Origin of the sequence: Enterobacter vonholyi, assembly GCF_040834095.1 — a bacterium.
Lineage (GTDB): Bacteria > Pseudomonadota > Gammaproteobacteria > Enterobacterales > Enterobacteriaceae > Enterobacter > Enterobacter vonholyi.
The window spans coordinates 3881159-3900684 of sequence record NZ_CP162152.1; the positions used below are offsets into that span (position 1 = coordinate 3881159).

The following is a 19526-nucleotide window of genomic DNA, read 5'->3' on the forward strand; positions in this document are numbered from 1 at the left end:
TTCACAATGGAAATCAGTCTGTTGCAGGCGATTGGGTTGGGCATACTCGCCTTTATCGCCGGTCTGGATATGTTTAACGGGTTAACGCACATGCACCGCCCGGTGGTGCTCGGGCCGCTGGTCGGCCTGATTCTGGGCGATCTGCACACCGGCATTTTGACCGGCGGTACGTTAGAGCTGGTCTGGATGGGGCTGGCCCCGCTCGCCGGTGCCCAGCCGCCTAACGTCATTATCGGCACCATCGTGGGGACCGCGTTTGCCATCAGCACCGGCGTGAAGCCAGAAGTCGCGGTTGGCGTCGCCGTGCCGTTTGCCGTTGCGGTACAGATGGGGATTACGTTCCTCTTCTCGGTGATGTCCGGCGTCATGTCGCGCTGCGATCGCATGGCGGCCAATGCAGACACCAACGGCATTGAACGGGTTAACTATCTTGCGCTGCTGGCGCTCGGCATCTTCTATTTTCTGTGCGCGTTCCTGCCAATCTACTTCGGTGCGGAACATGCGAAAACCGCCATTGACGTTCTGCCAGCGCGTCTGATTGACGGCCTCGGCGTCGCGGGCGGCATCATGCCAGCCATCGGCTTCGCCGTGCTGCTGAAGATCATGATGAAAAACGTGTACATCCCTTACTTCATTATTGGTTTTGTCGCCGCCGCCTGGCTCAAGCTTCCGGTGCTGGCGATTGCGGCGGCCGCGCTGGCCATGGCGCTGATCGACCTGATGCGTAAATCACCTGAACCGACGGCTCCCGCCGCTCAGAAAGAGGAATTCGAAGATGGCATCTAACCACACCACCCTGCCGGGCGTGTCTGAAAGCGAAGAGACGCTGCTGACCGGCGTGAATGAAAACGTCTACGAAGACCAGAACATCGGTGCCGAGCTGACGAAAAAGGATATCAACCGCGTGGCCTGGCGTTCTATGCTGCTGCAGGCCTCGTTTAACTACGAACGTATGCAGGCCTCCGGCTGGCTGTACGGGCTGCTGCCCGCGTTGAAAAAGATCCACACCAACAAGCGGGACCTGGCGCGGGCGATGAAAGGCCATATGGGCTTCTTTAACACCCACCCGTTCCTGGTGACCTTTGTTATCGGCATCATTCTGGCGATGGAGCGATCCAAGCAGGATGTGAACAGCATCCAGAGCACCAAAATTGCCGTCGGCGCGCCGCTTGGCGGTATTGGCGACGCCATGTTCTGGCTGACCCTGCTGCCCATCTGCGGCGGTATTGGTGCCAGCCTGGCGCTGCAAGGGTCGATTCTGGGCGCGGTGGTCTTTATCGTGCTGTTTAACGTGGTACACCTCGGCCTGCGCTTTGGCCTGGCGCACTACGCTTACCGGATGGGCGTCGCGGCCATTCCGCTGATTAAAGCCAACACTAAAAAGGTCGGCCACGCGGCGTCTATCGTCGGGATGACGGTGATCGGCGCGCTGGTGGCAACCTACGTCCGCCTCAATACCACGCTCGAAATCAAGGCGGGTGATGCGGTCGTTAAACTGCAGGCCGACGTCATCGACAAGCTGATGCCCGCGTTCCTGCCGCTGGTCTACACCCTGACCATGTTCTGGCTGGTACGCCGCGGCTGGAGCCCGCTGCGGCTGATCGGTATCACCGTGCTGCTGGGCGTTGTCGGTAAATTCTGTCACTTCCTGTAAAAGCAAAGAGGTTGCGATGTTAGGCATTATTTTGACGGGTCACGGCGGTTTTGCCAGCGGACTTGAGCAGGCGATGAAGCAGATCCTGGGCGAACAGCCGCAGTTTATTGCCATCGATTTTCCGGAAACCTCCACCACCGCGCGGCTGACCGCTCAGCTTGAGCAGGCAGTGAGTGAACTCGATGCAGAGCACGATATTGTGTTTCTCACCGACCTGCTCGGCGGCACGCCTTTTCGCGTGGCATCGACGCTCGCCATGCAACGGCCGGGCAGTGAAGTCATCACCGGCACCAACCTGCAGCTGCTGCTGGAGATGGTGCTGGAGCGCGACGGATTAAGCAGCGAGGCGTTTCGTCTGCAGGCGCTGGAGTGCGGGCACCGCGGCCTGACGAGCCTGGTCGACGAGCTGGGGCGCTGCCGTGAGGAAGCTCCGGCTGAGGAAGGGATATGAGCCAGCTGCTGCGCGCGCGACGGATCCTGACCGAACAGGGCTGGCTGGACGACCACCAGCTACGCATAGAAAGCGGCGCGGTTGCGGCGATTGAACCCATCCCGGCGGGCGTTACGGCGCGCGATGCGGAGCTGCTTTGCCCGGCGTATATCGATACGCACGTCCACGGCGGCGCGGGCGTGGACGTCATGGATGATGCGCCTGACGTGCTGGACACTCTGGCGATGCATAAAGCGCGTGAAGGCGTGGGCGCATTTCTGCCCACCACCGTGACCGCGCCGATGGAAGCCATCCACAGCGCACTGATGCGTATCGCCCGGCGCAGTCAGTCCGGCGGACCCGGCGCGCAGATCCTGGGCAGTTATCTGGAAGGACCGTACTTTACGCCCCAGAACAAAGGGGCGCATCCGCCCGAGCTATTCCGGGAACTGGATATCGCCGAGCTGGACAGATTGATTGACGTTTCACAGAGCACGCTACGCGTGGTGGCGCTCGCGCCGGAAAAACCCGGCGCGCTGCAGGCGATTCATCATCTTAAACAGCGCGGTATCCGCGTCATGCTGGGCCACAGCGCTGCTACGTACCGGCAAACTCTCGCCGCGTTTGATGCGGGTGCCGACGGGCTGGTGCACTGCTACAACGGTATGACGGGTTTGCACCACAGAGAGCCCGGCATGGTCGGCGCAGGGCTGACGGACAAACGGGCGTGGCTGGAGCTGATTGCCGACGGCCACCACGTCCATCCGGGAGCGATGCGTTTATGCTGCTGCTGCGCTCAGGATCGCGTGGTGCTGATTACCGATGCCATGCAGGCGGCAGGTATGCCGGACGGTCGGTATACCCTGTGCGGTGAAGAGGTCACGATGCAAAACGGCGTGGTTCGAACCGGCTCCGGCGGGCTGGCGGGCAGCACGCTGTCGCTGGATGCCGCGGTCAGGAATATGGTGGAGTACGCGGGCGTCACCGCCGAAGACGCTATCCATATGGCCTCGCTGCACCCTGCCCGGCTGCTGGGCGTTGACGATCAGCTTGGATCCTTAGCCCCGGGCAAACGCGCCAATATTATTGCGTTGGACGGAGGTTTACACCTCCAGCGGATCTGGATTCAGGGCCAGGCTCTCCCCCTTTAGCCCTTTCATTGTGTCTCCTTTTGGCTTTACGGCCTGAAACCGTAAGGCCTTTCTTTTCCTTTCCTTAAATTTTCCCTTTCCTTTCACGATCACACTTTTCGTTTTATTTCTTTTCTTTCATTGAAGTTTCGATTTCTTTTCTATAGATTTTATTTAACTGCTTAAGTGAACAAGTGAAACGAAACGAAAGATAGCGACACGATTGCCAGCGTCTGATGTGGAATTCACACGACTAAGGACTGAGTTATGCAACAAACCACTACCGCCACCACAACCGGCACCTGGACCGAGGAAGAGATCCGCCAGCAGCCTGCCAGCTGGATCCGCTCGCTCAACAACATCGATAACCTGCGTGCTTCGATCGACAGTTTCCTGACGCCGCTGCTGCGCAAGCGCGATCTGCGGATCGTCCTGACCGGCGCGGGCACGTCCGCCTTTATCGGCGATATCATTGCGCCATGGCTTTCAAGCCACACCGGGAAAAACTTCACCGCCGTCCCGACAACCGATCTGGTCACGAACCCGATGGACTACTTCAGCCCTGGGCACCCGCTGCTGCTGGTTTCGTTTGCCCGCTCCGGCAACAGTCCGGAAAGCGTCGCGGCCGTTGAGCTGGCAAACCAGTTCGTGCCGGAGTGCTATCACCTGTCCATTACCTGCAACGAGGCGGGGAGCCTGTACCAGAACGCCGTCGACAGCGATAACGCCTTTGCCCTGCTGATGCCTGCCGAAACGCACGATCGCGGGTTCGCGATGACCAGCAGCATCACCACCATGATGGCGAGCTGTCTGGCCGTGTTCGCCCCGGAAACGATCAATACCCACACCTTCGGCGACGTCGCCGATCGCTGTCAGGCGATCCTCGCCTCGCTCGGGGATTTCAGCCACGGCGTCTTTGGCAGCGAACCGTGGAAACGGATAGTGTATCTGGGAAGCGGCGGCCTGCAGGGCGCGGCGCGCGAATCGGCGCTGAAGGTGCTGGAGCTGACGGCGGGCAAGCTGGCGGCATTTTACGACTCCCCTACGGGCTTCCGTCACGGGCCGAAGTCGCTGGTAGACAATGAAACGCTGGTGGTGGTGTTCATCTCCAGCCATCCATATACGCGTCAGTACGATCTGGATCTGCTGGCCGAGCTGCGCCGCGATCGCCAGGCCCTGCGCGTCGTCGCCATCGCCGCTGAAAACGATCCGGTCATTGAAGCGGGTCCGCACATTCTGCTGCCGCCTTCACGTCCGTTTATCGATATGGAACAGGCGTTCTGCTTCCTGATGTATGCCCAGGTCTTTGCGCTCACCCAGTCGCTTAGCGCAGGCATTACGCCCGATACGCCATCGGCCAGCGGGACGGTCAACCGCGTGGTGCAGGGCGTCGTTATTCATCCGTGGCAGGCTTAAGAGGATCTGATTATGAGTATTATCTCGACGAAATATCTTCTGCAGGACGCGCAGGCAAAAGGCTACGCCGTTCCGGCGTTCAACATCCACAACGCGGAGACGATCCAGGCGATCCTCGAAGCGTGCAGCGAAATGCGATCGCCGGTGATCCTAGCGGGCACGCCGGGCACCTTTAAGCATATTGCGCTGGAAGAGATCTACGCCCTGTGCAGCGCCTACTCCCACACCTACGACATGCCGCTGGCGCTGCACCTCGATCACCACGAATCACTGGACGATATTCGCCGCAAGGTCAACGCGGGCGTGCGCAGCGCGATGATCGACGGCAGCCACTACCCGTTTGAACAAAACGTGAAGCTGGTGAAGTCGGTGGTCGATTTCTGCCACCTCAACGACTGCAGCGTCGAGGCCGAGCTGGGCCGTCTGGGCGGCATGGAAGATGACATGAGCGTGGACGCGGAAAGCGCATTCCTCACCGATCCGCAGGAGGCGAAACGCTTCGTCGAACTGACCGGCGTAGACAGCCTCGCCGTCGCCATCGGCACCGCCCACGGCCTGTATACCAAGCGCCCGAAAATCGACTTCCAGCGGCTGGCAGAAATCCGCGAAGTGGTCACCGTGCCGCTGGTGCTGCACGGCGCGAGCGATGTGCCGGATGAGTTTGTTCGCCGCACCATCGAGCTGGGCGTGTGCAAAGTCAACGTGGCGACCGAGCTGAAAATTGCTTTCTCTGACGCGGTTAAGGCCTGGTTTGCCGAAAACCCGCAGGGCAACGATCCGCGCTTCTATATGCGGGTCGGCATGGACGCCATGAAAGAGGTGGTCAGAAGCAAGATCGCCGTTTGCGGATCGGCAAACCGATTGCTGCTTCCGGCAGAAGCCTGATTAAAAAGGAGCTTACGCTGATGAAAAAAATCCTCGCACTCTCAGTGCTGGCCATGTGCGTTTCCCATAGCGCGGTGGCCGCGAACTACGCGCTCGGTAACGACAATATTGCTCTGTCATTTGATGATGCAAACTCAACGGTAGTGGTTAAGGACACCAGGGCTAACCATCCGCTCACGCCGCAGGAGCTGTTCTTTCTGACGCTGCCGGACGAGACGAAAATCCACACCGCTGATTTTAAAATCAAGCATGTCGAAAAGCAGGACAGCGGCTTGGTCATCGATTTCACCCATCCGGACTTTAACGTAACGGTGAAGCTGAACCTGGTGAAGGGGAAATACGCCAGCATCGACTACACCGTTGCCGCCGTTGGTCAGCCGCGAGACGTGGCAAAAATTACCTTCTTCCCGACCAAAAAGCAGGCTCAGGCACCTTACGTAGACGGGGCGATTAACAGCTCGCCGATCGTCGCAGACTCGTTCTTCATTCTGCCGGACAAGCCCATCGTTAACACCTACGCCTATGAAGCGACAACCAATCTCAACGTAGAGCTGAAAACGCCGATTCAGCCAGAGTCGCCGGTCAGCTTTACCACCTGGTTCGGCACCTTCCCGGAGACCAGCCAGCTGCGCCGCAGCGTAAACCAGTTTATTGATGCCGTCCGCCCGCGTCCGTATAAGCCTTATTTACACTACAACAGCTGGATGGATATCGGCTTCTTTACCCCGTACTCCGAGCAGGACGTGCTGGGGCGGATGGATGAATGGAATAAGGAATTTATCACCGGGCGCGGCGTGGCGCTGGATGCGTTCCTGCTTGACGATGGCTGGGATGACCTGACCGGACGCTGGCTGTTTGGCCCGGCATTCAGCAACGGTTTTAGCAAAGTTCGGGAAAAAGCCGACAGCATGCACAGCTCCGTTGGACTGTGGCTCTCGCCGTGGGGTGGATATAACAAACCGCGCGACACTCGCGTCTCGCATGCAAAAGAGTACGGTTTCGAAACGGTAGACGGGAAGCTGGCGCTGTCAGGCCCAAACTATTTTAAAAACTTCAATGAGCAGATCGTTAAGCTAATTAAAAACGAGCACATTACCTCGTTCAAGCTGGACGGGATGGGTAATGCCAATTCGCATATTAAGGGCAGCCCGTTCGCCTCGGATTTTGACGCCTCTATCGCTCTGCTGCACAACATGCGCAGCGCCAACCCGAATCTGTTTATTAACCTGACGACAGGTACCAACGCCAGCCCGTCCTGGCTGTTCTACGCTGATTCCATCTGGCGCCAGGGCGATGACATCAACCTGTACGGTCCCGGCACGCCGGTGCAGCAGTGGATGACCTACCGCGATGCGGAAACGTACCGCTCCATTGTTCGCAAAGGGCCGCTGTTCCCGTTGAACTCGCTGATGTACCACGGGATCGTTAGCGCGGAAAACGCCTATTACGGGCTGGAGAAGGTGCAAACGGACAGCGACTTTGCCGACCAGGTCTGGAGCTACTTCGCCACCGGAACCCAGCTGCAGGAGCTGTATATCACCCCTTCAATGCTGAATAAGGCGAAGTGGGACACCCTGGCGCGGGCCGCGAAGTGGTCCCGGGATAACGCCAACGTGCTGGTAGATACGCACTGGATTGGTGGCGATCCGACCGCGCTGCAGGTTTACGGCTGGGCATCCTGGAGCAAGGACAAAGCGATTCTCGGCTTGCGTAACCCGTCGGATAAGCCGCAAAGCTACTACCTGGATTTAACAAAAGATTTTGAAATCCCGACAGGAAACGCGGCGCAGTTTCGTCTGAAAGCGGTGTACGGCAGTAATTCAACCGTACCGGAGGAGTATAAAAACGCGGTGGTGATTACGCTGCAGCCGCTGGAAACGCTGGTGTTTGAGGCGGTACCAGTTAGCTAAAAGACGCATAACGATCTGCAGGCCGGGTTAGGCGCAGCCGCCACCCGGCAAAACAGGCGGCAGGGGCTTACTCCCCCTGCTGCTCCAGCGCATGCTTATACAGCGCATTTTTCTTCACGCCGTGAATTTCCGCCGCCAGCGCAGCGGCCTTCTTCAGCGGCAGTTCCGCCTGCAGCAGCGCCAGCGTGCGCAGCGCGTCGGCTGGTAGCGCGTCTTCTTCCGCCTTGTGCCCTTCGACAATCAGCACCATTTCACCCTTGCGGCGGTTTTCGTCTTCCTTCACCCACGCCAGCAGCTCGCCCACCGGTGCGCCGTGGATGGTTTCCCAGGTTTTAGTCAGCTCGCGCGCCAGCACCACATAACGGCCTTCTCCCCAGACGGTCACCATATCTTCCAGGCTCTCCAGCAGGCGGTGCGTGGATTCGTAGAAAATCAGGGTGCGCGGTTCCGCTTCCAGGTCTTTTAAGACGTCGCGGCGGCCTTTGGATTTGGCAGGCAGGAAGCCTTCATAGCAGAAACGGTCAGACGGCAGACCTGCAGCGCTTAATGCAGCAATCGCGGCGCACGGGCCGGGCAGCGGCACAACGCGAATACCGGCTTCGCGACAGGTACGCACCAGGTGATAGCCGGGATCGTTGATCAGCGGCGTACCGGCGTCGGAGACCAGAGCAATGTTCTGCCCCTCTTTCAGCTTCGCCACCAGCGTTTCGGCTTTTTGTTGCTCATTGTGATCGTGCAAAGCAAACAAACGGGCGTTAATCGCGAAATGTTGCAGCAGCAGGCCGGTGTGGCGGGTATCTTCAGCAGCAATTAAATCAACAGCTTGCAGTACGGTGAGCGCACGTTGGGTAATATCAGACAAATTCCCGATAGGAGTAGGTACAATATAAAGCTGGCCTTGAGAATTATCTGCCGTTTCGTGTTGTTTCATTGTTTCGTCCGTATTGCCGATTTAATATTGAGCATTGCGTAAAAAAAATCACTGGATACAGTATGGTACCGTTAACGTTTCTTCGAAAAAAAGCCACGCGCAGCGTGCCGCTTCTGCTGGCAGCCCTGATCTTTGCAGGCTGTGGCACCCAGGCACCTGACCAGAGCACCGCCCATCTTCAGGGTTCTGCTCAGGCTGATTCTGGCTTTTATCTGCAGCAAATGTCGCAGAGTTCAAATGATACCAAGACCAACTGGCAATTACTCGCCATTCGTGCACTGCTGAAAGAGGGTAAAACCCAGCGGGCTGCCGAACTGTTTAACCAGTTGCCGAAAGATCTTAACGACGCCCAGCGTCGCGAGCAGAGCCTGCTCTCTGCCGAGCTGAAGGTCGCGCTGAAAGATTACGCCGCCGCGAAGAAGATCCTCGGGGACATTGACGTGAGCGCGCTGGATAAAAACCAGCAGGCTCGCTTCTGGCAGGCGGGCATTACCGCTGAGCAGGGGCGCCCTTCCCTGACGCTGCTCCGCGCCCTCATCGCGCAAGAGCCGCTGCTCGGCGGTGCCGAAAAGCAGAAAAATATTGATGCCACCTGGCAAGCGCTGGCTTCGATGACGCAGGAACAGGCGCAGGCTCTGGTCATCAACGCCGATGAAAACGTTCTTCAGGGCTGGCTGGATCTGCAGCAGATGTGGTTTAACAACCGCAGCGATCCAAAGATGCTGAAAGCCGGTATTACGGACTGGCAGACACGCTACCCGCAAAACCCGGGTGCGAAAATGCTGCCAACCCAGCTGGTGAACGTACAGAACTTTAAGCCAGCGTCCACCAGCAAAATCGCCCTGCTTCTGCCGCTCAACGGCCAGGCGGCGGTGTTTGGCCGTACCATTCAGCAGGGCTTTGAAGCAGCGAAAAACGGTACTACGTCGGTAACCGGCAGCGCAGTTCCCGCTCAGGCAGCCCAGGCGGCTAACGTGAGTGATGTTGTCAGCCCATCCGCCGCCGAGACCAGCGACCTGACCACAGCGCAAGCTCCGGCGCAGGGCACGATGCAAAACCCGGTGACGGCCCCGACGACGCCTCAGGCTACAGCTGCACCGGCTACAACAACACCAGCTACGGCAGCACCTGCGACCCAGGCTCCGGCCGAGACCCAAGCGGCACCAGCACCTGACGCAACGGCAGAACAGCCTCAGCAGCAGACTGCACAACCCGCGGCCCAGCCTGCCGATCAGCCGCAGGCCGTAGCAACCACCAGCGCCAACCCGGGCGCTGAGGTGAAAATTTACGACACCAGCTCGCAGCCGCTTGACCAGGTTCTGGCTCAGGTTCAACAGGATGGGGCGAGCATCGTTGTCGGTCCGCTGCTGAAAAACAACGTGGAAGAGCTGATGAAGAGCAATACCACGCTGAACGTGCTGGCGCTCAACCAGCCTGAGCAGGTTCAGAACCGGGCCAATATCTGCTACTTCGCGCTTTCCCCTGAAGATGAAGCCCGCGATGCGGCGCGTCATATTCACGAGCAGGGTAAGCAGGCTCCGCTGCTGCTCATCCCACGCAGCGCGCTGGGCGATCGCGTGGCCAATGCCTTTGCCGATGAGTGGCAGAAGCTGGGCGGCGGCGTCGTGCTGCAGCAGAAATTCGGCTCCGTCTCTGAACTGCGTGCGGGCGTAAACGGTGGAGCGGGTATAGCGCTTAACGGCGGTCCTGTCACCGCGAGCCTGCCGCAGCAACAGGGCGTGACGATTGGCGGCCTGACGATCCCGGCCCCGCCTACCGACGCGCAGATTAGCGGTGGCGGTAAAGTGGATGCGGCCTATATCGTTGCCACGCCGCAGGAGATCGCCTTTATCAAACCGATGATCGCGATGCGTAACGGCAGCCAGAGCGGCGCAACGCTCTACGCCAGCTCACGCAGCGCGCAGGGCACCGCCGGCCCGGATTTCCGTCTGGAAATGGACGGTCTGCAGTACAGCGAAATCCCGATGCTGGCTGGCAGCAATCCGGCGCTGATGCAGCAGGCGCTGAGTGCCGTACGTAACGATTATTCTCTGGCGCGTCTGTATGCGATGGGTGTCGATGCATGGGCGCTGGCGAACCACTTTACCCAGATGCGCCAGGTGCCGGGCTTTGAGCTTAACGGCAATACCGGCGATCTGACCGCCACCCAGGACTGCGTGATCAACAGGAAGTTATCATGGCTCAAATACCAGCAGGGGCAGATCGTCCCGGCCAGTTAAGCCGAAAAGAGACCGGCGATGCGTGGGAATTAAAGGCGCGTCGCTGGCTTGAAGGCAAAGGACTTCGTTTTATCGCCGCCAACGTCCGCGGGCGCGGCGGCGAAATCGACCTGATCATGAAAGACGGTCAGGTCACCGTGTTTGTAGAAGTCCGCTTTCGACAGTCCTCTCGTTTTGGCGGTGCTGCCGCCAGCGTGACGCTCGCCAAACAACATAAATTATTACAGACTGCCCACTTGTGGCTTGCCCGCCATAATGGGAGTTTTGATACTGTGGATTGCCGGTTCGATGTGATAGCCTTCACCGGAAATGAGATCGAATGGCTTAAAAACGCTTTTGGCGAAGACGCATAATTAAGATTTAAAAGGGATAACGTGCTCGAAAGAATTAAAGTGTGCTTCACAGAAAGCATCCAGACTCAGATTGCCGCGGCGGAAGCCCTTCCGGATGCTATCTCGCGTGCCGCAATGACGCTGGTGCAATCCCTGCTAAACGGCAACAAAATCCTCTGTTGTGGCAACGGCACGTCAGCCGCCAACGCACAGCATTTTGCTGCCAGCATGATCAATCGCTTTGAAACAGAACGCCCAAGTTTACCTGCCATTGCACTTAATACCGATAATGTGGTCTTAACGGCGATTGCTAACGATCGTCTGCATGACGAAATTTACGCAAAGCAGGTGCGAGCTCTGGGTCATGCCGGAGATGTGCTGCTGGCCATCTCCACGCGCGGCAATAGCCGGGATATTGTCAAAGCCGTTGAAGCCGCCGTCACCCGCGACATGACCATCGTGGCCTTAACCGGCTATGACGGGGGTGAGCTGGCGGGTCTGCTTGGGCCGCAGGATGTGGAAATCCGCATTCCTTCTCACCGGAGCGCACGTATTCAGGAGATGCATATGCTCACGGTGAACTGCTTATGTGACTTGATCGATAACACGCTTTTCCCTCACCAGGATGATTAAGGAGTTCTTATGAAGGCTTTATCGACCCTCGCAGTCCTTATGTCTGCATTACTGCTTCAGGGATGTATCGCTGCAGCCGTTGTGGGTACCGCCGCGGTAGGCACCAAAGCGGCAACCGATCCGCGCACCGTGGGAACGCAGGTGGATGACGGTACGCTGGAGCTGCGCGTCAACAGTGCGCTGTCGAAAGACGAACAAATCAAGAAAGAAGCGCGTATCAACGTGACGGCTTATCAGGGCAAAGTGCTGCTGGCAGGTCAGGCACCGAATCTGGAGCTCGCCTCTCGTGCGAAACAGATTGCGATGGGCGTAGAAGGCACCACTGAGGTGTTTAACGAAGTGCGTCAGGGCAAGCCAATTGGCCTGGGTGATGCCTCTTCCGATACCTGGATCACCACCAAAGTACGCTCCCAGCTGCTGGGCTCGGACCAGGTGAAATCCTCCAACGTGAAGGTGACGACAGAAAACGGTGAAGTGTTCCTGCTAGGTCTGGTGACCGAACGTGAAGGGAAAGCGGCGGCCGATATCGCCAGCCGGGTGAGCGGCGTGAAGCACGTCACTACTGCGTTTACTTACATCAAGTAAGCTACACCCGACTGTAAGCCCGGTGAGCGCTCGCGCCACCGGGCTTTTTTTCACATCAACGCAATACTCCCCACTATCACCCCGCTCAACGCCACCAGCCCTGCGGTCAGCCACAGCGCTTTCGCCGGGAATGACTTACGCAGCATAATCAGCGACGGCAGGCTGATGGCAGGCAGCGTGATGAGCAATGCCAGCGCCGGCGCGGTGCCCATACCGGCCAGCATCATGGTCTGAACAATGGGAATTTCTGCGGCTGTAGGGATCACAAACAGGCAGCCTGCAACGGCCATCGCAATGACCCACAACAGCGTGTTATCGATAGCGCCATCCGCATGCGGGAAGAGCCAGACGCGCGCCGCCCCGAGAACCAGTACCGCCAGGATATAGACCGGGATGGTGCTCCAGAAAAGCTGCCATAGCGCCTTGCCCCAGCGTGCGAAGAAACCGCCCTGCGGCTCGCTAACGTCCAGCTCAACAGACGCGGACTCTGGCGCCTTATCCTTCACCAGATTCTGCACCAGCGTCGCCACTACCAGCACGGTCAGCAGTCCGGCCACCAGACGAATGAACGCAAAATGCCAGCCCAGTACAAAGCCCATAAACACCAGCGTTGCCGGGTTGAGCAGCGGGTTGCCCATCCAGAACGCCAGCGCGCCGCCCATCGACACGCGCTGGCGACGCATTCCAGCAGCCACAGGCGCGGCGCAACAGGAGCACATCATCCCCGGCAGGGAGAAGATCGTTCCCAGCAGCGTACCCTGAAAGCGCGGCTGTCCAAGGGTTTTCACCAGCCAGTTGCGCGGGATCAGCACCTGAATCAGTGAACCCAGGATCACGCCTAAGACCGCGGCCTTCCAGACGGCAAGAAAGTAGACCATGGCATAGTCCCACGCCGCCTGAAGCGGGCTGGCATCAGCCTGAGCGAGAATAGATTTACCGATGCTGTGCGTTTCGGCGGCGGTGAAGGCTTTACCGTAGTACGGCTGCCATTTCACGTACCAGAGGCCAACAATGACCACGAGAAAGAAGAGTGCGGGCTTCCACCATTGAACAGGTGTTGCCGCCTGAGATGAAGACTGACCAGTCATAGCATTCCCCGGAGAGTATGAGTAATTAGCCGGGGGAGTTTACGCCTCGCCCTGCGCGATTTCACGCAGTTTTGCCGAAGGGATAATGTTTACGCCCGCTTTCGACGGGGCCAGTCCCTCTTTTAACAGGGCACGCGCGACGTCCCGCGCCTCGATGGCTTTCCAGTTGCCGGGAAGGATGCGAAACAGCGGGGCCATGATCGACTCGTTAAAGCGGCGCTCGTCCCGGTGGCCGATCAGCATTGAGGGGCGCACAATCGTCAGTTGCTCCCATTTCTGCGCAATCAGCGCATCCTCCATCTTGCCCTTCACCTTGTTGTAGAAGAAAGGCGATCCGGCACTGGCGCCCAGCGCGCTGACCACCAGAAAATGTCTGGCCCCCAGCTTTTTCGCCGTGAGCGCGGTGTCCACCACCAGCGTGTAGTCGGCGTGGATAAATGCCTCTTTGCTCCCCGCCTCCCGCCGCGTGGTGCCCAGACAGCAAAAGGCGATATCAATCGGGTCCTGCACCTGCGCCAGCGCATCCGTCAGCTGAGGATCGTGCGGGTTAAAGACGCCGGAGATGTCCGCCAGCGGTCGACGCGTCGGGGCGGCGATGTAGTTCACGCGGCGATCCTGAATCAGCAGCCGCAGCAGGTGATCGCCCACTAGCCCGGTAGCACCCGTAATCAATACCTGACTCATCTTATCCCCTTTACAGAATTGTCCGTTTGCGAACTCAGCGTCGTCGACCACACTTAGAAGTCTGTTACAGGTAAGTATTTACCACAAGCGGAGAAAAATCAGTCTGAAGCCAAAACAACGGAGGAAGCATGGGCAAGAAAATCGCAGTCTTGATTACCGACGAGTTTGAAGATTCAGAATTCACCTCTCCTGCAGAGGCGTTCCGCAAGGCGGGACATGAGGTCATCACCATTGAAAAAGAGGCGGGCAAAACGGTGACAGGCCATAAGGGCGAGGCCAGCGTGACCATCGACGAGACCATCGATAACGTTAGCCCCTCAGATTTCGACGCCCTGCTGTTACCCGGCGGCCATTCACCGGATTCCCTGCGCGGGGACGAGCGTTTCGTGACCTTTACCCGGGACTTTGTTTCTACCGGCAAACCGGTCTTTGCCATCTGCCACGGCCCGCAGTTGCTCATCAGCGCAGAAGTGGTCCGCGGGCGTAAGCTCACGGCGGTGAAACCGATCGTTATCGATCTCAAAAACGCGGGTGCTGAGTTTTACGATCAGGAGGTGGTCAACGACAAAGACCAGCTGATCACCAGCCGGACCCCGGACGATCTCCCGGCGTTTAACCGCGAAGCGCTACGCCTGCTCGGCGCGTAGCCAGTGCAGCTTCTTGCCAAAGCCCAGGGTGTTGTCGGTAAATTTCAGCTCATCGAGGCGGATTTCCCACACCGGGGCTTTTAGCGCAGCGGCAACCGGAAAGCGGCGCGTGTAGTGCTTACGACGCGCGTCGCTCTCTTCTCCGTCCAGACGACGGATCTCCCCTTTAAACTGCACGCCGCGGATCAGCGCGACCGTTTTCGGCTGGCCGTTCACCGTGCCCGCGACCTTAGCCTGCTGGCCGGTCATCTGCGCATGACGCGTTTTGTCTTCACTCATAACATAAAACGCGACGCGCTCCGGATCGTAGTAGTAAAACGCGTTTGCGCACCACATCTCACCCTCGCTGTAGACGCACCAGGTGACGACGTGCTGCTTCGCCAGCCAGCGGTTGATGGCTGCCAGTGTTTCCATTTTCGTTCTCTCTCATGCTATGGTGCGTTCACCTTAACATACTGAATCTGTTTACCGTGTGCTGGTTTCTCTATCTTGTCCGAACCGCTGATAACGCACTCTACACCGGGATCACCACCGATGTGGCGCGGCGTTTTTTACAACATCAAACGGGAAAAGGGGCAAAAGCGCTGCGGGGGAAAGGGGAATTACAGCTCGCCTTCTCAGCGGCCGTCGGCGACCGTTCGCTGGCGCTCAGGCTGGAATACCGCATCAAGCAGCTGACGAAGCGCCAGAAAGAGCGCCTCGTGACCGGAGACGGCTCCTTTGAGGCGCTACGCGAGAGCCTGATTAAAAGCGATTGAAATGGTCGTGATACTCGACCAGGCCGTTGACGCCGTTGAGCGCGTCGTCCGCCAGACGGTGGACCTGGAAAGCGGATTCCGTACCCGGCCAGCGACAGCGCAGATCGTAATGCGCGGCCTGCTCAAAGCCTAAACGGCCATAGAACGCCGGATCGCCCAGCGTGACAACGGCGGCATAGCCAAACTCATTGAGCGAATCCAGCCCTTCATAGACCAGCTGGCGCGCCAGACCCTGCCCGCGATAGCTTTCATCTACCGCCAGCGGCGCCATGCCGACCCACTGCAGCTCTTCGCCCTGAACGATGACCGGACTGAAGGCAACATAGCCCACCACCTGACCTTCGTCATCGGTGGCAACCAGCCCCAGCGTAATCAGGCCGTCTTCGCGAAGGTCGTGGACCAGTTGGGCTTCGGCATCGCTCGCAAAGGCACGGCGTAACAACGCATCGATCCCCGGCGCATCAATCCCAATTTCGACTCGAATCAGCATGGCTCACCTACTGAAGTGTGTTTACCGTCCGGCGGGGTTTTCAGCCCGGCCTCAACGAAATCTGCCATTTGCATTAACATCACGCGCAGCCCTTTCGGCATCTGCTCCAGCTCAATGGCATCCATTAAATTCTTCACGTACAGGCCCAGCTCCGTGTCGCCTTCAATCACCAGACGGCGCTGGAAGAAGAGCGTATCCGGATCCTGCTTGCGCGCGGCGATCATCAGCAGATCGCTGGCGTTGGCGCTAAAGCTCACATCCGCGTCGGCGGATTCGCGTACGATCAGCTGGTCATTCTCAACGGAGGTAAACCAGTGCAGCCCGATGTCACGCACCTCAATGCTTAACCAGCGGCCTTCCAGGAATTCCAGCTCGCCGTCCTGCAGCGCCTGGCGGAACTGCCAGCTCAGGACCTGCTCCAGCACCTGGCGTTTTAGCGCGAACGGCGCCAGCTTGACCGGCACGCTCAGCATTGATGGTCCAAATTGTACGAGACGTGAACGCAGTTTATCCAGCACGAGCTTTACTCCCTGATATCTATAGTCCTGCTATTTTGCCATATCCGAAGCGCAACATAGCGGCGTAAATCAACAAACCGTCGTCAGCCGTACCTCATTATTGGTGTCATCAATACGCCATTAGCTGCCTTAAATCAAAAATTGTCGCGTATGGGTTAATTAAAATCCCAGCTCGTTAACAATTTTGCGATCGACTACATCAGGATAAATTATGGAGCTGCTCTGCCCTGCCGGAAACCTTCCGGCGCTTAAGGCGGCCATCGAAAATGGGGCCGATGCGGTCTATATCGGGCTGAAAGATGATACCAACGCCCGCCATTTTGCTGGCCTCAACTTTACGGAGAAAAAGCTTCAGGAAGCCGTTAACTTCGTTCACCAGCACCGCCGCAAGCTGCATATCGCCATCAATACCTTTGCTCATCCTGACGGCTACGCCCGCTGGCAGCGCGCGGTGGATATGGCGGCACAGCTGGGTGCCGATGCGCTGATTCTGGCCGACCTCGCTATGCTTGAGTATGCGGCAGAACGCTATCCCCATATTGAGCGCCACGTCTCTGTTCAGGCATCTGCCACCAACGAAGAGGCCGTGCGTTTTTATCACCTAAACTTTGACGTGGCCCGCGTGGTGCTGCCGCGCGTGCTCTCTATTCATCAGGTTAAGCAACTCGCGCGCGTCACGCCAGTGCCGCTGGAAGTTTTTGCCTTTGGCAGCCTGTGCATTATGGCCGAAGGCCGTTGCTATCTTTCCTCGTATTTGACCGGCGAGTCGCCGAATACCGTCGGGGCCTGCTCCCCTGCCCGCTTCGTTCGCTGGCAACAAACGCCGCAGGGGCTGGAATCTCGTCTGAATGAGGTGCTGATTGACCGCTATCAGGATGGTGAAAACGCCGGTTATCCGACGCTGTGTAAAGGCCGCTATCTGGTCGACGGCGAGCGCTACCACGCGCTCGAAGAGCCTACCAGCCTTAATACGCTCGAGCTGCTGCCTGAACTGCTGGCGGCCAATATTGCCTCGGTGAAAATCGAAGGTCGTCAGCGCAGCCCGGCCTACGTGAGCCAGGTGGCGAAAGTGTGGCGTCAGGCCATCGACCGCTGCATGGCGGACCCGCAGAACTACGCCCCGCAGCAGGCCTGGATGGAAACGCTCGGATCGATGTCCGAAGGCACGCAAACCACGCTGGGCGCGTATCACCGTAAATGGCAGTGAGAAAATCATGAAATATTCATTAGGGCCGGTGCTTTATTACTGGCCAAAAGAGACGCTGGAAGATTTTTACCAACAGGCTGCCTCCAGCAGCGCCGATGTGATTTACCTCGGCGAAGCGGTGTGCAGCAAACGTCGCGCCACCAAAGTGGGCGACTGGCTTGATATGGCGAAAAACCTGGCCGGCAGCGGCAAACAGGTCGTGCTCTCCACGCTCGCGCTGGTGCAGGCCTCTTCTGAACTGGGCGAGCTGAAACGCTACGTAGAGAACGGCGAGTTCCTGCTGGAGGCGAGCGATCTCGGCGTGGTGAACATGTGCGCCGAACGCAGGCTGCCGTTTGTCGCGGGCCATGCCCTGAACTGTTATAACGCCGTGACCCTGCGCCTGCTGCTCAAACAGGGGATGACGCGCTGGTGTATGCCTGTTGAGCTCTCCCGCGACTGGCTGGCAAACCTGCTGACCCAGTGCGAAGAGTTGGGCATTCGTAACAAGTTTGAAGTGGAAGTGCTGAGCTACGGGCATCTGCCGCTGGCCTATTCCGCCCGCTGCTTTACCGCACGCTCGGAAGACCGTCCAAAAGACGAGTGCGAAACCTGCTGTATTAAGTACCCAAACGGACGCAGCATGTTGTCCCAGGAGAATCAGCAGGTGTTTGTTCTCAACGGCATTCAGACTATGAGCGGCTATGTCTATAACCTCGGCAACGAGCTGGCGTCTATGGACGGGCTGGTGGATATGGTGCGCCTGTCACCGCTTGATAACGGCGTGTTTGCGATGCTGGATGCCTTCCGCGCCAACGAAAACGGTGCTGCTCCGCTGCCGCTTACGGCAAACAGCGACTGTAACGGCTACTGGCGACGGCTCGCAGGACTGGAACTTCAGGCCTAAAAAAGGCTCACTTTGTTAACAACGGTTATCATTTTTTAATGCAGTATTAAAGATTCACCGTCGACAAAGTGAGCTGTTATGACTGACAAAACCATTCCGTTTTCGGTGCTGGATCTGGCGCCGATCCCACAAGGCTCCTCGGCAAGAGAAGCCTTTTCGCACTCTCTGGATCTGGCTCAGCTGGCCGAAAAGCGTGGCTATCACCGCTACTGGCTGGCCGAACACCACAACATGGTGGGCATCGCCAGCGCCGCCACCTCGGTACTGATTGGTTATCTGGCGGCAAACACCACCACGCTGCACCTGGGATCCGGCGGCGTGATGCTGCCAAACCACGCTCCTCTGGTGATCGCCGAGCAGTTTGGCACCCTGAATACCCTCTATCCGGGCCGTATCGATTTAGGGCTTGGCCGTGCGCCGGGCAGCGACCAGCCGACTATGCGTGCCCTGCGTCGCCATATGAGCGGCGATATCGACAACTTCCCACGCGATGTGGCCGAACTGGTGGACTGGTTCGACGCGCGCGATCCGAACCCGTACGTGCGTCCGGTACCGGGCTACGGCGAGAAGATCCCGGTGTGGCTGCTGGGCTCGAGCCTCTACAGCGCGCAGCTTGCCGCCCAACTGGGGCTACCGTTTGCATTTGCCTCGCACTTCGCGCCGGATATGCTGCATCAGGCGCTGCATCTCTACCGCACGAACTTCAAACCGTCCGAGCGTCTGGAGAAGCCGTACGCAATGGTGTGTATCAACATCGTTGCCGCCGACAGCAATCGCGACGCGGAATTCCTGTTTACCTCCATGCAGCAGGCGTTTGTGAAGCTGCGTCGCGGTGAAACGGGCCAGCTTCCGCCACCGGTGGAGAATATGCATCAGCTGTGGTCAGCCTCCGAACAGTATGGCGTGCAGCAGGCGCTGAGCATGTCGCTGGTAGGCGATAAAGCGAAAGTGCGTCACGAGCTGGAGGCTGTGCTGCGCGAAACGCAGGCGGATGAAATTATGGTTAACGGCCAGATTTTCGATCACCAGGCGCGTTTACACTCGTTTGAGCTGGCGATGCAGGTGAAAGAGGAGCTGGTGGGGTAGGTTTTTGCCGGATGGC

22 protein-coding genes are annotated in these 19526 nt (G+C 58.4%); 16 read left to right on the plus strand and 6 right to left on the minus strand.

What is annotated here, in order from left to right:
* Window positions 1–6: 6 nt before the first annotated feature.
* The 7 genes from agaW (at window position 7) to AB3N39_RS18200 (ending at window position 7425) form a co-directional block, all read left to right on the plus strand.
* Window positions 7–786 carry a PTS N-acetylgalactosamine transporter subunit IIC gene (gene agaW, locus AB3N39_RS18170; RefSeq protein ID WP_136195041.1) on the plus strand — a complete coding sequence of 260 codons (780 nt, stop codon included), beginning with the start codon at window positions 7–9 and terminating at the stop codon, window positions 784–786.
* A complete protein-coding gene (agaE, locus tag AB3N39_RS18175) occupies window positions 776–1654 on the plus strand; it encodes a PTS N-acetylgalactosamine transporter subunit IID (RefSeq protein ID WP_045355422.1) in 879 nt (292 codons plus the stop codon). Before agaW ends, agaE begins: the two co-directional genes overlap by 11 nt.
* 16 nt (window positions 1655–1670) lie before the next feature.
* Window positions 1671–2105: a PTS galactosamine/N-acetylgalactosamine transporter subunit IIA gene (agaF, locus tag AB3N39_RS18180; RefSeq protein WP_045355421.1), complete on the plus strand. Its 435-nt coding sequence runs from the start codon at window positions 1671–1673 to the stop codon at window positions 2103–2105.
* Window positions 2102–3235 carry an N-acetylglucosamine-6-phosphate deacetylase gene (nagA, locus tag AB3N39_RS18185; protein ID WP_133295188.1) on the plus strand — a complete coding sequence of 378 codons (1134 nt, stop codon included), beginning with the start codon at window positions 2102–2104 and terminating at the stop codon, window positions 3233–3235. The genes agaF and nagA overlap by 4 nt, the downstream gene beginning before the upstream one ends.
* 246 nt (window positions 3236–3481) lie before the next feature.
* Window positions 3482–4630, plus strand: coding sequence for an SIS domain-containing protein (locus AB3N39_RS18190; protein WP_133295189.1), 1149 nt, complete (start codon window positions 3482–3484; stop codon window positions 4628–4630).
* A 12-nt stretch (window positions 4631–4642) separates the two neighbouring features.
* Window positions 4643–5515 (plus strand): tagatose-bisphosphate aldolase subunit KbaY, encoded by an 873-nt coding sequence (gene kbaY / locus AB3N39_RS18195; RefSeq protein ID WP_023309313.1) that lies wholly within the window; start codon window positions 4643–4645, stop codon window positions 5513–5515.
* A gap of 20 nt (window positions 5516–5535) precedes the next feature.
* A complete protein-coding gene (locus tag AB3N39_RS18200; RefSeq protein ID WP_143345578.1) occupies window positions 5536–7425 on the plus strand; it encodes an enterotoxin in 1890 nt (629 codons plus the stop codon).
* Between the two features lie 67 nt (window positions 7426–7492).
* On the opposite strand, the gene rsmI is transcribed toward AB3N39_RS18200, so the two are convergent.
* On the minus strand, window positions 7493–8356 hold the full coding sequence (gene rsmI, locus AB3N39_RS18205; protein WP_325814175.1) for a 16S rRNA (cytidine(1402)-2'-O)-methyltransferase: 864 nt from the start codon (window positions 8354–8356) through the stop codon (window positions 7493–7495).
* 62 nt (window positions 8357–8418) lie between these two features.
* Here rsmI and AB3N39_RS18210 point away from each other — a divergent pair, with 62 nt between their 5' ends.
* From AB3N39_RS18210 to dolP, 4 genes are read left to right on the plus strand one after another with little or no spacing between them, the layout of a single operon-like run.
* Window positions 8419–10596, plus strand: coding sequence for a penicillin-binding protein activator (locus AB3N39_RS18210; protein WP_367896938.1), 2178 nt, complete (start codon window positions 8419–8421; stop codon window positions 10594–10596).
* Window positions 10554–10949, plus strand: coding sequence for a YraN family protein (locus AB3N39_RS18215; RefSeq protein WP_111964949.1), 396 nt, complete (start codon window positions 10554–10556; stop codon window positions 10947–10949). The genes AB3N39_RS18210 and AB3N39_RS18215 overlap by 43 nt, the downstream gene beginning before the upstream one ends.
* Window positions 10950–10970: 21 nt before the next feature.
* The gene (gene diaA / locus AB3N39_RS18220) at window positions 10971–11561 is read left to right on the plus strand and encodes a DnaA initiator-associating protein DiaA (protein WP_003861754.1); all 591 of its coding nucleotides are present in this window, start codon (window positions 10971–10973) and stop codon (window positions 11559–11561) included.
* A gap of 9 nt (window positions 11562–11570) precedes the next feature.
* Window positions 11571–12146: a division/outer membrane stress-associated lipid-binding lipoprotein gene (dolP, locus tag AB3N39_RS18225; protein ID WP_111964950.1), complete on the plus strand. Its 576-nt coding sequence runs from the start codon at window positions 11571–11573 to the stop codon at window positions 12144–12146.
* A 50-nt stretch (window positions 12147–12196) separates the two neighbouring features.
* On the opposite strand, the gene AB3N39_RS18230 is transcribed toward dolP, so the two are convergent.
* Window positions 12197–13234: a permease gene (locus AB3N39_RS18230; protein WP_115876339.1), complete on the minus strand. Its 1038-nt coding sequence runs from the start codon at window positions 13232–13234 to the stop codon at window positions 12197–12199.
* A 39-nt stretch (window positions 13235–13273) separates the two neighbouring features.
* The gene (locus AB3N39_RS18235; protein ID WP_111964952.1) at window positions 13274–13918 is read right to left on the minus strand and encodes an NAD(P)H-binding protein; all 645 of its coding nucleotides are present in this window, start codon (window positions 13916–13918) and stop codon (window positions 13274–13276) included.
* 128 nt (window positions 13919–14046) lie between these two features.
* Here AB3N39_RS18235 and AB3N39_RS18240 point away from each other — a divergent pair, with 128 nt between their 5' ends.
* Complete coding sequence (locus AB3N39_RS18240) at window positions 14047–14565, plus strand: type 1 glutamine amidotransferase domain-containing protein (RefSeq protein WP_115876340.1); 519 nt, start codon at window positions 14047–14049, stop codon at window positions 14563–14565.
* Here the strand turns inward: AB3N39_RS18240 and AB3N39_RS18245 are convergent.
* A complete protein-coding gene (locus AB3N39_RS18245) occupies window positions 14545–14979 on the minus strand; it encodes a YhbP family protein (protein WP_008501485.1) in 435 nt (144 codons plus the stop codon). The two genes, AB3N39_RS18240 and AB3N39_RS18245, sit on opposite strands and share 21 nt — an antisense overlap.
* A gap of 14 nt (window positions 14980–14993) precedes the next feature.
* On the opposite strand from AB3N39_RS18245, the gene AB3N39_RS18250 reads away from it, so the two are divergent.
* Entirely contained in the window at window positions 14994–15323 is a 330-nt protein-coding gene (locus tag AB3N39_RS18250; protein WP_045260079.1) for a GIY-YIG nuclease family protein, read from the plus strand.
* Here AB3N39_RS18250 and AB3N39_RS18255 read toward each other — a convergent pair.
* Together AB3N39_RS18255 and AB3N39_RS18260 are read right to left on the minus strand one after the other, a co-directional pair.
* Window positions 15310–15813 carry a GNAT family N-acetyltransferase gene (locus tag AB3N39_RS18255; RefSeq protein ID WP_023309324.1) on the minus strand — a complete coding sequence of 168 codons (504 nt, stop codon included), beginning with the start codon at window positions 15811–15813 and terminating at the stop codon, window positions 15310–15312. The two genes, AB3N39_RS18250 and AB3N39_RS18255, sit on opposite strands and share 14 nt — an antisense overlap.
* The gene (locus tag AB3N39_RS18260) at window positions 15807–16331 is read right to left on the minus strand and encodes an SCP2 domain-containing protein (RefSeq protein WP_325814181.1); all 525 of its coding nucleotides are present in this window, start codon (window positions 16329–16331) and stop codon (window positions 15807–15809) included. Before AB3N39_RS18260 ends, AB3N39_RS18255 begins: the two co-directional genes overlap by 7 nt.
* A gap of 211 nt (window positions 16332–16542) precedes the next feature.
* On the opposite strand from AB3N39_RS18260, the gene AB3N39_RS18265 reads away from it, so the two are divergent.
* The 3 genes from AB3N39_RS18265 (at window position 16543) to AB3N39_RS18275 (ending at window position 19510) form a co-directional block, all read left to right on the plus strand.
* On the plus strand, window positions 16543–17538 hold the full coding sequence (locus AB3N39_RS18265; protein ID WP_133295196.1) for a peptidase U32 family protein: 996 nt from the start codon (window positions 16543–16545) through the stop codon (window positions 17536–17538).
* A gap of 7 nt (window positions 17539–17545) precedes the next feature.
* Window positions 17546–18424, plus strand: a complete 879-nt coding sequence (locus AB3N39_RS18270; protein WP_111964957.1) for a U32 family peptidase — start codon at window positions 17546–17548, stop codon at window positions 18422–18424.
* A gap of 78 nt (window positions 18425–18502) precedes the next feature.
* On the plus strand, window positions 18503–19510 hold the full coding sequence (locus AB3N39_RS18275; RefSeq protein WP_367896939.1) for a luciferase-like monooxygenase: 1008 nt from the start codon (window positions 18503–18505) through the stop codon (window positions 19508–19510).
* Window positions 19511–19526 lie beyond the last annotated feature (16 nt).

Excerpts from the sequence above, each read along its gene's own strand:
- agaW (WP_136195041.1), top strand. The coding sequence starts at position 7 with ATGGAAATCAGTCTGTTGCAGGCGATTGGGTTGGGCATACTCGCCTTT.
- agaE (WP_045355422.1), top strand. The coding sequence starts at position 776 with ATGGCATCTAACCACACCACCCTGCCGGGCGTGTCTGAAAGCGAAGAG.
- agaF (WP_045355421.1), top strand. The coding sequence starts at position 1,671 with ATGTTAGGCATTATTTTGACGGGTCACGGCGGTTTTGCCAGCGGACTT.
- nagA (WP_133295188.1), top strand. The coding sequence starts at position 2,102 with ATGAGCCAGCTGCTGCGCGCGCGACGGATCCTGACCGAACAGGGCTGG.
- AB3N39_RS18190 (WP_133295189.1), top strand. The coding sequence starts at position 3,482 with ATGCAACAAACCACTACCGCCACCACAACCGGCACCTGGACCGAGGAA.
- kbaY (WP_023309313.1), top strand. The coding sequence starts at position 4,643 with ATGAGTATTATCTCGACGAAATATCTTCTGCAGGACGCGCAGGCAAAA.
- AB3N39_RS18200 (WP_143345578.1), top strand. The coding sequence starts at position 5,536 with ATGAAAAAAATCCTCGCACTCTCAGTGCTGGCCATGTGCGTTTCCCAT.
- rsmI (WP_325814175.1), bottom strand. The coding sequence starts at position 8,356 with ATGAAACAACACGAAACGGCAGATAATTCTCAAGGCCAGCTTTATATT.
- AB3N39_RS18210 (WP_367896938.1), top strand. The coding sequence starts at position 8,419 with ATGGTACCGTTAACGTTTCTTCGAAAAAAAGCCACGCGCAGCGTGCCG.
- AB3N39_RS18215 (WP_111964949.1), top strand. The coding sequence starts at position 10,554 with ATGGCTCAAATACCAGCAGGGGCAGATCGTCCCGGCCAGTTAAGCCGA.
- dolP (WP_111964950.1), top strand. The coding sequence starts at position 11,571 with ATGAAGGCTTTATCGACCCTCGCAGTCCTTATGTCTGCATTACTGCTT.
- AB3N39_RS18230 (WP_115876339.1), bottom strand. The coding sequence starts at position 13,234 with ATGACTGGTCAGTCTTCATCTCAGGCGGCAACACCTGTTCAATGGTGG.
- AB3N39_RS18235 (WP_111964952.1), bottom strand. The coding sequence starts at position 13,918 with ATGAGTCAGGTATTGATTACGGGTGCTACCGGGCTAGTGGGCGATCAC.
- AB3N39_RS18240 (WP_115876340.1), top strand. The coding sequence starts at position 14,047 with ATGGGCAAGAAAATCGCAGTCTTGATTACCGACGAGTTTGAAGATTCA.
- AB3N39_RS18245 (WP_008501485.1), bottom strand. The coding sequence starts at position 14,979 with ATGGAAACACTGGCAGCCATCAACCGCTGGCTGGCGAAGCAGCACGTC.
- AB3N39_RS18250 (WP_045260079.1), top strand. The coding sequence starts at position 14,994 with ATGCTATGGTGCGTTCACCTTAACATACTGAATCTGTTTACCGTGTGC.
- AB3N39_RS18255 (WP_023309324.1), bottom strand. The coding sequence starts at position 15,813 with ATGCTGATTCGAGTCGAAATTGGGATTGATGCGCCGGGGATCGATGCG.
- AB3N39_RS18265 (WP_133295196.1), top strand. The coding sequence starts at position 16,543 with ATGGAGCTGCTCTGCCCTGCCGGAAACCTTCCGGCGCTTAAGGCGGCC.
- AB3N39_RS18270 (WP_111964957.1), top strand. The coding sequence starts at position 17,546 with ATGAAATATTCATTAGGGCCGGTGCTTTATTACTGGCCAAAAGAGACG.
- AB3N39_RS18275 (WP_367896939.1), top strand. The coding sequence starts at position 18,503 with ATGACTGACAAAACCATTCCGTTTTCGGTGCTGGATCTGGCGCCGATC.